This window comes from Streptococcus mobilis (assembly GCF_059727625.1).
Genome location: NZ_AP041823.1, coordinates 170,397 through 182,462, shown reverse-complemented (window position 1 = coordinate 182,462; position 12,066 = coordinate 170,397). Strand labels below are relative to the sequence as shown.

The window sequence follows — 12,066 nt, the reverse complement described above, 5'->3', positions numbered from 1 at the left end:
AGCAAAGCCAGAAATCAACCCTTTAAGACAAAATAAAAAGCCCACTGTAGTAGGCTTTCTGCAAAGTATATCTTAAAATTAAAGCATTTTGTTGTAGAATTCAACGACAAGTGCTTCGTTGATTTCTGGGTTGATTTCATCGCGTTCTGGAAGGCGAGTCAATGAACCTTCAAGTTTGTCAGCATCGAATGATACGAATGCTGGACGTCCAACTGTAGCTTCAACAGCTTCAAGGATAGCTGGAACCTTAGCTGATTTTTCGCGAACTGAGATCACTTGACCTGGAGTTACGCGGTATGAAGGGATATCAACGCGTTTTCCGTCAACAAGGATGTGACCGTGGTTAACGAATTGACGAGCTTGACGACGAGTAGTCGCAAGTCCAAGACGGTAAACAACGTTATCCAAACGACGTTCTAAAAGAAGCATGAAGTTGAAACCGACAGTTCCTTCTTTAACTTTAGTAGCTTGTACGAACAAGTTACGGAATTGTTTTTCACCAAGTCCGTAAGAGAAACGAAGTTTTTGTTTTTCAGCTAATTGCAAACCGTATTCTGACAATTTTGAACGGTTGTTTGGTCCGTGTTGACCTGGTACGTAGTTACGACGTGCCAATTCTTTACCTGTACCTGTAAGTGACAAGCCAAGACGGCGAGATTGTTTCCAAGATGGTCCTGTATAACGTGACATTTGAAATGTCCTCCTATAAAAATAATTTTTGTAGGAAATAACGTTTTAGACAAACCTGATTCGTTCAGAAAGCCTTCGCCCAAACAGCAAAGGTTACTTTTCTAGCTGACTTCCTGTTGACGAGCTTCATTTTGTCCTGCTGTCATTTCGCACAAATTCTATTCTATCACGGAATAGAAACTTTGTAAAGTCCTTCAAAACAATTTCAATGAAATTCAGACAATAATTCTATGATTCGTTTTTTATATTGCAATTGTTGCCAGTCTCTATCCGTTGCTGGATCCCATTTTAAAGGAAGATCTGCAATAATTTCACCGGGATTATGATTTAAGATATAGATCCGGTCACTCAATGTCAAAGCTTCTTCGATACTATGAGTGATCACTAGAGTGGTGAGACCAAGACGTTCCTTACTGTCTAGATACCAGTGATAAAGATCCTGCCTTGTCAATTCATCTAAGGCACTAAAAGCTTCATCTAATAGGAAGACAGAATGACCCAGAAGATAGGTTCTCAATAGCGCCACCCGTTGCCGCATCCCCCCACTCAGGGCATTGGGATAAAGGTTGGCAATACTTCCCAATTTAAATTCATCTAACAATTTTAGAGCTGTAGATGTTGCCTCTTCCTTAGGAATCTTTTTTAATTGAAGGGGAAGAATAATATTTCCCAATACTGTCTTATGTTCTAACAAAAGATCCTTTTGTAGCATATAGCTGACTTTTCCAAAGGAGATCGGGGCATCATCTACTTCTATAGCGCCCTTTTGTAAGGGAAAGATCCCAGCAATTAAATTAAACAAGGTTGATTTCCCTACCCCACTTGGACCTAGAATAGAGACGATTTCTCCTTTTTGCACTTCTAGTGATACATTGTTTAAAACTGCTTTATCTCCAAAAGAGAAACTTACATCTTTTACGGTTAAAATATCAGTCACCTACCAATTCATTTGTAAAACCTTTGTCTTCTAAGTCATTTGAAACCAATCCTTGCTCTTTTGCCCAAGCATAAAAAGCATTCCAACGCTTGGAGTCAAACTGCCCCCATTTATCCTTGTCTGAAGCATATTGACTGGAAAGATATTTTTGAGAAGCTAGTACAAAATCACGCTGGTTAGCCAAAGCAGGGGCCTGTTTAATCAAGATATCTGCTGCTTCTTCTGGATGCTCTATAGCATATTGGTAGCCTTTTTTCACCGCTTGAATGAATTTCTTTGCTTCCTCTTTATGAGACTTCAAATAGTCATTGTTAGCAATAATAACAGGCGAATAGTAGTCAAATGCAGGAACAAAATCTTTCATATAGAAGAAATTGGTCTTCATTCCCTTTTGCTCAGCCAAAATTCCATCCCAACCGTGATAAATCCAAGCAGCATCAAAGACCTTATTTTCAATCGGAGTAATGGAATTTGAATCACTATTTGGAACCAATTTTACTTGATTAAAATCAGCCCCCTCTTTTTTCATCATCGATTTGATCATTTCCAACTCAATCGGATCATTCCAGGTACCATACTTCTTACCAACCAAATCTTTTGGACTTGTGATCGCTGCATCTTTTCTTGAAATAATCCCTGACGTATTGTGTTCGACGATAGCTGCAACAGCGGTAATCCCCGCACCTTTATCCAATTTCTTGGCCATAGAATCTTGGAAATAAATACCAAATGGAGCTTTCCCATTAATAATCAAATCAGAACTACTGTCTTCCGGCGGAAGTTTTATATCTACATCCAGTCCTGCATCTTTAAAATACCCTTTTTCCTTTGCTACATAGAGACCCGTATGATTGGTATTCGGGGTCCAATCTAGAATAAAATCAATCTTTTTCAAACCACTTGACGATTGCTTGACAGAATTTTGACAAGCACTCAAGAAAACAAATCCCAATATTATTGAGAAAAATAAACCTATTGACTTTTTCATTAGCTATACCTCTTTTACATTTTTGTCAATTTAATTTTTACACCATTTACAAGTTTGTCAATCCTTTTTCCATTTTAGAATGGTTCGTTCTAATTGGTCAACGAGAAACATACCGAGTAAACTAATAGCAGAAATCAATACAATGATCGCAAACATCGTATCATACTGAAATAACTTCTTCGATTGGATCATATAGACCCCCAATCCATCAAAACCTCCTAACCATTCTGAAACTACCGTACTGATAAAAGCATAGGAAACGCTCACACGTAAACCTGCAAAAAAATAAGGAAGCGCTGCAGGAATTTTATAATGAGCTAAGGTCTGAAAGCGATTGGCTTGCATAATCTGAAACAATCTCAGAATATCTTGATCGCAATGCCGAAAACCATCTAACAGACTGACTACGATGGGAAATACCACCGTAATAATGATCAAAACCAGTTTTGGAAGCATACCATAACCAAACCAAAGAACCAGGATAGGGGCCAAGGCAATCGTCGGAATGGTTTGAATAACAACCATAAAAGGATAGACCAGATCATTCACCCATTGAAAACTATCCATGAGAATCGCAAATCCAGCAGCAAGAAGAACCCCTATAACAAGTCCAATCAAGGCCACTTGAAGGGTAGACAAACTGTGATGAATCAGGAGAGCTCGATCTCGTACAAAGGCATTCCCAATTTCAAGTGGCGTTGGTAATACAAATTTGGGGAGGATATTTAAAAATCCTGCTAACTGCCATAAGACAAGAAGACTGCTAAAACCTGCAAATCCTATCAATTGTTTTGAATATCTTTTTACAAGAGACATCGTAACCTCCTTTCTCACAAATAAAAAACGCCTCCAAAATAGGAGACGGATTGCACAAGGTCACTCATAACGAAAAATACATTTCATTTGTTTCCTACGCTGGCATTACCCAGATCAGGTGCGGTCGAAGCTTACACTTCCTCTCAGACTGTACACAGACTCCCATATGTATTTATTATAATAACTGATTTAGACGATAAAAGCAAGAAATTAATCCAAATAACGAATTAAATTCTTCTCTGTTAAAATATCTGAATAGGTGTAAGACTCCACGTATGTATTGGCTGGTTCACCTGGTAAGCTGTTGTCGTTCGTATACTCGATAATAAATAAAGAAGGATAGACCTCAATCAAGCGTCCAAATTTATTTTTTTGACGTTTCCGTCCATTTTCAAGCGTCATTTCAACCACTTGTCCTTCATGAGCCTTGATCTCTTCTTTAATTTTTTTCATTTTTGCAACATCTGTAAATGCATCACTCATCTTATTGATCCTCTCTCTTTGAAATACTTGAGAATTTATTGTATTCCTTTTGGAATATTAATTCGACTGTCCCACGCGCACCTGAACGGTTTTTCTCGATAATCACTTCAACCGTATTATTAGGCATTCCATCTTCTTCCTCTTCACCAGCTCGATCATAATAATCATCACGGTACAAGAAAGCAACAATATCCGCATCCTGCTCAATCGATCCAGATTCACGAATATCAGAAAGAACAGGACGTTTGTCTTGGCGCTGTTCCACACCACGTGATAGCTGACTCAAAGCAATAACGGGAACTTTTAGTTCCTTAGCCAAAATCTTTAACTGACGAGAAATTTCTGAAACTTCCTGTTGACGGTTTTCTCTTCCAGTCCCTGTAATCAGCTGCAGGTAGTCAATCAGAATAAGACCGAGATTGCCTGTTTCCTGCGCTAATTTTCTTGCTCTCGAACGAATCTCAGTGATCCGAATCCCTGGAGTATCATCGATGTAAATACTCGCATTGGCCAAATTCCCTTGAGCAATGGCATATTTTCGCCACTCTTCATCCGTCAATTGACCTGTACGAATCGAATGGGATTCAATCAAGCCTTCAGCTGCTAACATCCGGTCAACCAAGCTTTCAGCACCCATTTCTAATGAGAAAATAGCTACTGTCTTATCCAACTTTGTCCCGATATTTTGAGCAATATTTAGAGCAAAGGCTGTTTTCCCTACTGCAGGACGAGCCGCTAAAATAATCAACTCTTCCTCATGTAGCCCTGTCGTCATATGGTCCAAATCGCGATAGCCTGTCGCAATACCCGTAATATCAGAGGTTTGAAGCGAGCGGGCTTCTAAGCTACCAAAATTTATATTCAAGATGTCTCGAATATTTTTAAATCCACTACGATTTGCGTTTTCACTAACATCAATCAGAGCTTTTTCAGCACCCGCAATGATTTCATCTGAAGGACTTGCACCATCATAAGCTTGATTAATACTTTCCGTTAATCGAGAGATCAATCGACGTAAGACAGCTTTTTCGGCAACAATCTTCGCGTAATACTCCGCGTTAGCTGAAGTTGGTACCGAATTAATGACTTCTACCAAATAGGAGAGACCGCCAATATTTTGGAGATCCCCCTGACTATCTAAAATATTTCGAACAGTCGTCGCATCAATCGCATCTCCGCGGTCAGCTAGATCGATCATGGCTTTAAAAATCAAACGGTGCGAGTACTTAAAGAAATCGCCCGGCTCGATATATTCACGAACAAAGACCAATTTCCCCTCATCAATAAAGATGGCTCCCAACACTGATTGCTCCGCTTGGATATCCTGAGGTTGTGTTCGTAATTCCTCTATCTCAGCCATAAAAAAACCTTTCTATCGATCGTGTTTACCCTTCGTTTACACGAATATTAATCACACCTGTAACATCTTGATAAATTTTTACAGGGACGTCAATCAAACCTGTTGAACGAATTGGAGAGGAAACTTGGATATGACGTTTATCAATTTTAATGCCAAATTGTTTCTCAAGCTCTTCTGCAATCTTTTTATTGGTAATAGAGCCGAAAGTACGGCCATCTGGCCCAATTTTTTCAGTGAATTGAACAACTGTTGCTTCTTCTTCTAATTTCGCTTTAATCTTTTGCGCTTCCGCTAACAATTCAGCATGCGCTTTTTCTTCTGACTTTTGCTTTCCACGAAGTTCACCGATTGCTTGGGCATTGGCTTCTTTCGCAAGATTTTTCTTGATCAAAAAGTTTTGTGCATAACCAGTAGGCACTTCTTTAATTTCGCCTTTTTTACCTTTACCTTTTACATCCGCTAAGAAAATAACTTTCATTCTACATTCTCCTTTTCAATAGTTACTTCGCTTTCAATCGTCTCAATCAGTTGTTGACGAATACTCATCAAATCTTGACCCTCAATTTGAGAAGCTGCCGAATTGAAATGACCTCCTCCGCCAAGCTGTTCCATGATACGCTGTACATTGACTTTGCTTCGACTTCGTGCAGAAATAGAGACAGTCCCACTTTGATTACAAGCAATGACAAAGGTTGCTTCCACCTCAGACATGGCTAGCATACTATCAGCTGCTTTACTAATAGTTACTGAATCATAGGCTTTAGTCGTATTGGCACAAGCTACGATGATATGTGGCAAAATCTTTTCACCAGTCAAGATCAGTTCGTTCACTTCACGATACTCATCAAACTGAATCGCAGAGATCTCCTGGATGGCTACACTATCACTACCTCTTGAGCGAAGGTAACTCGCCACATCAAAGGTCCGACTTGTAACACGTGCGGAGAAGTTCTTAGTATCCAGCATGATCCCAGCCATCAAGACACTAGCTTGAATCTTCGTCAACCGATTTTTCTTCGACTTCTGGAACTGAATAAGTTCACTAACCAATTCGCTCGCGCTACTTGCTCCACTTTCAATATAGGTGATCAGAACATTTTCAGGGAAATCATCATCCCGACGGTGATGGTCAATGACAATAATCTGTTGAAATTTCTGATAAAATTCTTTAGAAAGGGTCAAAGCTGTCTTAGAATGGTCAACCATAATTAACAAAGAGCGATCCGTCACCATTTGCATGGCTTCCTCTAGGGGAAGGATTTTCGTTACCTGCTCTTCTTCTAGTTTCGCAATTGCTCTTGAAATATCACTAGCCATTGCATGCGGGTCATAGACCACATAAGAGGAAGCCAAAATATTGCTAGAGAAAAACTGCATTCCCACAGACGCTCCTAAAGCGTCCATATCCAAGTTTCTATGCCCAACAATGAAAACTTGATCAACGGATTTAATCTTATCCAAAATAGCTGTCATCATAGCGCGTGTGCGAGTCCGAGTCCGCTTCACAGCCGAAGCTGTTCCCCCACCAAAGAAAATAGGGTTTTTCTGTTCATCATTTTCTTTGACAACCGCTTGATCCCCACCACGAACTTCCGCAAGGTTTAGGTTCAAGAGAGCCACTTTACCAATCTCATCATGCTCCCCGTCACCATACGAGAATCCCATACTTAAGGTAATAGGTAGCTCACGATTTTTAGCTTCCTCACGGAATTGATCGATGACAGAAAATTTTGATTCCATCAACTGTTCTAAGACCGTGTAGTCTGTAAACAAATAGAAACGATCCATCCCCACACGTCTGTAAAACATATGGTAATGAGCTGTAAACTCTTCTACAAAGTTGGCAATAAAACTATTGATATTGCTAATATCAGAGTCTGAAATGACATCTTCTAGATCATCATAGTTATCAACAGAAATAATACCGATAACGGGACGAGTTGTCACCAATCCCACAGTTGCTTCATACTCACTTGAAACATCAAAAAAGTAAACAACACTAGACGTCTGATCAAAGTAAACAGAATATTTCTTATCGGCTACAGTGACATAATGACCTTTATCCTCAAACAGAGTATTGAGTAACTTTTTCAAGGATTCAACATCAAAGTCCCCATCATCTGTTGAAAAAATCAATTCAGCATAAGGGTTGAACCACTCTACTTCATTTGACTCTTCATTAATTTTGATAACTCCAACAGGCATTTTATCAAGGAGGGATGCTAATCCGCTTTCTGCCTGATGGTTAACATATTGTATTTGTTCTAATTCATCTAACTCTGAAATTTGTAACTGGTATTCAAATAAAGCAATCAATCCAGCTAAGACTAAAAAAATTGCAATGAGAGTTACATAGCCTTTGCCAAAGATTCTTAAAAAAATTGCTAAAATTGCAAATGAAATAAAACCAATTAACACATAATGGATGAACGATAAACGAAATTTTTTCATCATAAACCTCTTCTCGGAATTATACCATAAATAGAGGTAAAAAGCGAGGTTTCTCTCTATATTACAGAGAAGATCGACCTGTAAAAGCTCTTCCTCGGCTTCACTACTTTGTAAACAAGGTTTACAACTGTGTAAACAGCAACAACAGATTTCAATCCATAAAATTGAGGCTGAAACATCATCTCAGCCTCATTTGATTAGTGGTTTGCTTTGTTTTTGGAGATACTCCGAGATTTACCTTCCAAGTAAACCATTAAAATAGAGATATCCGCTGGATTGACACCTGAGATACGACTTGCTTGACCAATCGTTTCTGGATTAATTAATTTAAATTTTTGACGCGCTTCGGTTGCGATGGAGTCAATATCATCCCAGTCAATATTCGCAGGAATTCGTTTTTCTTCCATACGCTTCATTTTTTCGACTTGGTCCATTGCTTTTGAAATATAGCCTTCGTATTTAATTTCAGTTTCAATCAATTCAATGATTTTATCATCCAGTTCTTCAGCTGCAGGACCGATAAATTCTACCACATCTTGGTAAGAGACTTCTGGTCGTCTCAAGAATTCTTTGGCTGTGACAGCATCTGTCAATAGTTTAAAGCCTAGCGCTGCCACCTTTTCGTTCGTTTCCTTTACAGGTTTTAGCTTGATACTGTCAAGGCGCTTCATTTCATTTTCAAACTGATACTTCTTGGTTTCAAAACGTGCCCAACGTTCGTCATCCACTAGACCAACCTCGCGACCGATTTCTGTTAAGCGCATATCTGCATTATCATGACGAAGAATCAAACGATATTCAGCACGACTAGTCAGAAGACGATAGGGCTCAACTGTCCCTTTAGTCACCAAGTCATCAATCATGACTCCGATATAGCCATCACTTCGTTTCAAGATGAGCTCTGGTTTTCCTTGAATTTTTAGCGCAGCATTAATCCCTGCCACAATCCCTTGGCCAGCAGCTTCCTCATAGCCAGACGTTCCATTGGTTTGGCCAGCTGTAAAGAGACCTGAAATTTTCTTAGTTTCCAAAGTTGCGCGCAATTGATGAGGCAAAACCATATCATACTCAATTGCATAACCCGTTCGCATCATTTCTGCCTTCTCAAGTCCCTTAATAGAATGGACGAGATCCCGTTGAACATCCTCTGGTAAACTCGTTGACAGCCCTTGAACATAGACTTCTTCTGTATTTCGTCCCTCAGGTTCTAAAAATAGTTGATGACGCTCTTTGTCAGCAAAACGGACAATTTTATCCTCAATGGACGGACAATAGCGAGGACCTACTCCCTTTACAACCCCTGTAAACATAGGTGCCCGGTGTAAATTATTTTGGATAATCTCATGGCTATGCCCATTCGTATAAGTTAACCAACAAGGAACCTGATCCTTTACATAATCTTCATCACGCGATGTATAAGAAAAATGATTTGGAGCTTCATCTCCGGGTTGAATTTCCGTTTCGTCATAATTAATTGACGACGCCTTTACACGAGGTGGCGTCCCTGTTTTGAAACGTCCAATTTCTAATCCTAGCTGTTTGAGATTATCGGCCAAATTGATAGAAGCTAGACTATGATTAGGTCCTGACGAATACTTGAGATCTCCAATGATAATTTCTCCGCGTAAAGCTGTCCCAGTAGTGACAATAACAGCCTTTGCTCCATATTCTTGGTGAGTTGCAGTCCTTACACCAACAACCTTACCATTCTCCACCAAAATCTCATCAATCATAGTTTGGCGAAGAGTTAAATTTTCTTGATTTTCAACCGTTTTCCGCATTTCTTTTGAGTAAAGTTCTTTGTCTGCTTGAGCCCGAAGTGCACGAACCGCAGGACCTTTACCAGTATTGAGCATTTTCATTTGGATGTAGGTCTTGTCGATGTTCTTCGCCATTTCTCCACCGAGGGCATCGACTTCACGCACGACAATCCCCTTAGCAGAACCACCAATAGAGGGATTACAAGGCATAAAAGCCAGCATTTCAATGTTAATAGTCGCAAGTAAGACCTTACAACCCATACGGCTAGCAGCTAGAGAGGCTTCTACTCCCGCATGCCCCGCACCGATTACAATGATATCGTATTCTTCTATAAAGTTATAATTCATTCTATTTCTCCTATTTCTCAAGATGGATGTGTCGTAATTTTCCGTCCCAGTCTGGTAGGGCTGATTTTAAAAAAGCCGGTTTCAGGTCAACAGTGTGTAAATCATCTAAAGCAATCCAACGGCAAGGTAATCGCTTTGTATCTTCCTGCATGACCAAAGGTGCATCTTCCAGCAAGTCCACCAAATAATGAAATTCAATGTTATGGTAGTGGATTCCAGCTTGTTCAAAGTGATTTTCAACCACGAAAGCTAACGGACCTACTGTAGATGTAACACCAAGTTCCTCTTTGACTTCACGAACTACCGCATCTTCTGTAGTTTCATTGACCTGAATAGCACCTCCGATTGTGTAACAGCCGTCCTCATCTTCAATGACAAACAAGCGATTATCTTTTACAATCAAAGCAGTCGCTCTCACACCAAAAACAGTAGAATCTATTTTCGTCCGAAAATCCTTTTGCCTCATTTTACTTCCTTTCGAAACCACACAAAAATAGTCAAAACTCTGAGAAGTGCAGGACAAAAAAGCCTGCAACATCCATGAGCTTTGACCATCATTTCTATTGCTTTTATTATTGTAGCAAATTGAGAAAATTTGTCAATTTAAATATACTAAGATTGACGGATTGCTTCAAAAACTCCTTTGTCAATCTCAACTGGATCAGAGAATGCATCTAGAACAATCCCTCTCACTGGAAACTTTCCTATCCTTTCTGCAGTAAATAAACAGTCCGTAAAAGGTATTTGCAGCCAAGAAAAACGATCGTAATAATCTTTAGGAATATCCTGTTCCGTCAAGAAACAAGGATAAAAGTAGTCGTCTCCCTTTCGTAGAATATCCGGTTTTAGACGAACACCTTCTTGTTCGTCACTCCAATCCATTAAAGAAGCATTAAAAGGAACCCAAACTTTAGATTGCTTCAATTCCTTGAACAAAGCTTCAATTGACTCCGTCGTTTTTTCCCTCAAATACTGTTTCTTATAATCAGAGATAGTCTTTGTGTTCTCTATTTTTTTCTTAAAGAACTGAAACACTTTCGTTCCTCCTAGAAAATTCTAAATATACTGACAAACTTTTCCATCCCGATAAGCATTGTCAATCAAACCACCGCCTAGGCACTCTTCACCGTCGTAAAAAACAACAGCTTGTCCTGGTGTAATGGCTCGTTGAGGTTCTGCGAAAATCACTTCTGCCTTGTCACCTTTAACCTGTACAGTCACCTTGGAATCTGGTTGACGATAACGGAATTTTGCTGTACATTCCATTTCAAATTCTTCTGGCATATCTCGAGTAAAGTGAATCATTGAAGCATCAAGAGAAGTTGACATCAACGACTCATGGTAGAAGCCTTGACCGACATAAAGAATATTTTGACTAAGGTCTTTACCAACTACAAACCAAGGAGCATTGTCTCCACCTTGTTGGCCACCAATTCCAAGTCCACCCCGTTGACCGATCGTGTAATACATCAAACCAGCATGTTCACCCATATCTCGTCCATCGATGGTCATCATTCGACCTGGTTGGGCAGGAAGGTAGTTCCCTAGAAATTCTTTGAAATTCTTTTCTCCGATAAAGCAAATCCCAGTAGAGTCTTTCTTTTTAGCTGTTGCCAATCCAGCTTCTTCAGCTAGACGGCGAACCTCAGGCTTTTCCAAATGTCCCAATGGGAACATGGTTTTTTGAAGTTGTTCTTGTGACAGTTGGCTTAAGAAATAAGTTTGATCCTTCCCGTTGTCAACGCCACGTAACATATGGACAATGCCATCCTCATCACGCGACACGCGCGCATAGTGCCCTGTCGCTACATAATCTGCACCGAGTGTCATAGCATAATCTAGAAAGGCCTTAAATTTGATTTCCTTATTACACATGACATCCGGATTAGGTGTTCGACCAGCGCGGTATTCAGCAAGGAAATATTCAAAGACACGATCCCAGTATTCTTTCTCAAAGTTGACAGAATAGTAAGGAATGCCAATTTGGTCTGCAACCGCTGCTACATCTTTGTAATCTTCTGTAGCTGTACAGACGCCATTTTCGTCTGTGTCGTCCCAGTTTTTCATGAAGATGCCGATGACATCGTAACCCTGTTGCTTTAATAATAAAGCTGTTACAGATGAATCCACACCACCACTCATACCAACAACAACACGTGTTTTCGAGTTATCACTCATAGATTTCTCCCATCTTTTCGTTTCTCACGATTGAAGGTCGTGGTTTGCTTCAACG

The 12,066-nt window shown here is 39.8% G+C and carries 12 protein-coding genes; all 12 read right to left on the bottom strand.

Translation table 11 applies throughout. The features are described from left to right. Positions 1–78 precede the first annotated feature (78 nt). Positions 79–690 carry a 30S ribosomal protein S4 gene (gene rpsD, locus AC6IZR_RS01040; protein ID WP_003002210.1) on the bottom strand — a complete coding sequence of 204 codons (612 nt, stop codon included), beginning with the start codon at positions 688–690 and terminating at the stop codon, positions 79–81. 205 nt (positions 691–895) lie between these two features. Then, positions 896–1,627: an ABC transporter ATP-binding protein gene (locus AC6IZR_RS01035; protein WP_070505976.1), complete on the bottom strand. Its 732-nt coding sequence runs from the start codon at positions 1,625–1,627 to the stop codon at positions 896–898. Then, the gene (locus tag AC6IZR_RS01030; RefSeq protein WP_049506426.1) at positions 1,620–2,615 is read right to left on the bottom strand and encodes an ABC transporter substrate-binding protein; all 996 of its coding nucleotides are present in this window, start codon (positions 2,613–2,615) and stop codon (positions 1,620–1,622) included. Before AC6IZR_RS01030 ends, AC6IZR_RS01035 begins: the two co-directional genes overlap by 8 nt. A 57-nt stretch (positions 2,616–2,672) precedes the next feature. Further along, the gene (locus AC6IZR_RS01025) at positions 2,673–3,431 is read right to left on the bottom strand and encodes an ABC transporter permease (protein WP_021154138.1); all 759 of its coding nucleotides are present in this window, start codon (positions 3,429–3,431) and stop codon (positions 2,673–2,675) included. A gap of 210 nt (positions 3,432–3,641) precedes the next feature. Next, on the bottom strand, positions 3,642–3,914 hold the full coding sequence (locus AC6IZR_RS01020; protein ID WP_003009183.1) for a Veg family protein: 273 nt from the start codon (positions 3,912–3,914) through the stop codon (positions 3,642–3,644). A 1-nt stretch (position 3,915) separates the two neighbouring features. Continuing rightward, positions 3,916–5,274: a replicative DNA helicase gene (dnaB, locus tag AC6IZR_RS01015; RefSeq protein WP_014714093.1), complete on the bottom strand. Its 1,359-nt coding sequence runs from the start codon at positions 5,272–5,274 to the stop codon at positions 3,916–3,918. Between the two features lie 25 nt (positions 5,275–5,299). Further along, the gene (gene rplI / locus AC6IZR_RS01010) at positions 5,300–5,752 is read right to left on the bottom strand and encodes a 50S ribosomal protein L9 (protein ID WP_003002156.1); all 453 of its coding nucleotides are present in this window, start codon (positions 5,750–5,752) and stop codon (positions 5,300–5,302) included. After that, complete coding sequence (locus tag AC6IZR_RS01005) at positions 5,749–7,725, bottom strand: GGDEF domain-containing protein (RefSeq protein WP_497848926.1); 1,977 nt, start codon at positions 7,723–7,725, stop codon at positions 5,749–5,751. The genes rplI and AC6IZR_RS01005 overlap by 4 nt, the downstream gene beginning before the upstream one ends. Positions 7,726–7,922: 197 nt before the next feature. Further along, positions 7,923–9,833, bottom strand: a complete 1,911-nt coding sequence (gene mnmG / locus AC6IZR_RS01000; protein ID WP_497848605.1) for a tRNA uridine-5-carboxymethylaminomethyl(34) synthesis enzyme MnmG — start codon at positions 9,831–9,833, stop codon at positions 7,923–7,925. Between the two features lie 10 nt (positions 9,834–9,843). Then, positions 9,844–10,299: an NUDIX hydrolase gene (locus AC6IZR_RS00995; protein ID WP_497848604.1), complete on the bottom strand. Its 456-nt coding sequence runs from the start codon at positions 10,297–10,299 to the stop codon at positions 9,844–9,846. A gap of 146 nt (positions 10,300–10,445) precedes the next feature. Then, the gene (locus AC6IZR_RS00990) at positions 10,446–10,868 is read right to left on the bottom strand and encodes an SseB family protein (protein ID WP_497848603.1); all 423 of its coding nucleotides are present in this window, start codon (positions 10,866–10,868) and stop codon (positions 10,446–10,448) included. A 21-nt stretch (positions 10,869–10,889) separates the two neighbouring features. Then, the gene (mnmA, locus tag AC6IZR_RS00985; protein ID WP_497848602.1) at positions 10,890–12,011 is read right to left on the bottom strand and encodes a tRNA 2-thiouridine(34) synthase MnmA; all 1,122 of its coding nucleotides are present in this window, start codon (positions 12,009–12,011) and stop codon (positions 10,890–10,892) included. Positions 12,012–12,066: the final 55 nt, after the last annotated feature.

Coding starts and splice junctions, on each gene's coding strand:
- rpsD (WP_003002210.1), bottom strand. CDS start 690: ATGTCACGTTATACAGGACCATCTTGGAAACAATCTCGCCGTCTTGGC.
- AC6IZR_RS01030 (WP_049506426.1), bottom strand. CDS start 2,615: ATGAAAAAGTCAATAGGTTTATTTTTCTCAATAATATTGGGATTTGTT.
- AC6IZR_RS01025 (WP_021154138.1), bottom strand. CDS start 3,431: ATGTCTCTTGTAAAAAGATATTCAAAACAATTGATAGGATTTGCAGGT.
- AC6IZR_RS01020 (WP_003009183.1), bottom strand. CDS start 3,914: ATGAGTGATGCATTTACAGATGTTGCAAAAATGAAAAAAATTAAAGAA.
- dnaB (WP_014714093.1), bottom strand. CDS start 5,274: ATGGCTGAGATAGAGGAATTACGAACACAACCTCAGGATATCCAAGCG.
- rplI (WP_003002156.1), bottom strand. CDS start 5,752: ATGAAAGTTATTTTCTTAGCGGATGTAAAAGGTAAAGGTAAAAAAGGC.
- AC6IZR_RS01005 (WP_497848926.1), bottom strand. CDS start 7,725: ATGAAAAAATTTCGTTTATCGTTCATCCATTATGTGTTAATTGGTTTT.
- mnmG (WP_497848605.1), bottom strand. CDS start 9,833: ATGAATTATAACTTTATAGAAGAATACGATATCATTGTAATCGGTGCG.
- AC6IZR_RS00995 (WP_497848604.1), bottom strand. CDS start 10,299: ATGAGGCAAAAGGATTTTCGGACGAAAATAGATTCTACTGTTTTTGGT.
- mnmA (WP_497848602.1), bottom strand. CDS start 12,011: ATGAGTGATAACTCGAAAACACGTGTTGTTGTTGGTATGAGTGGTGGT.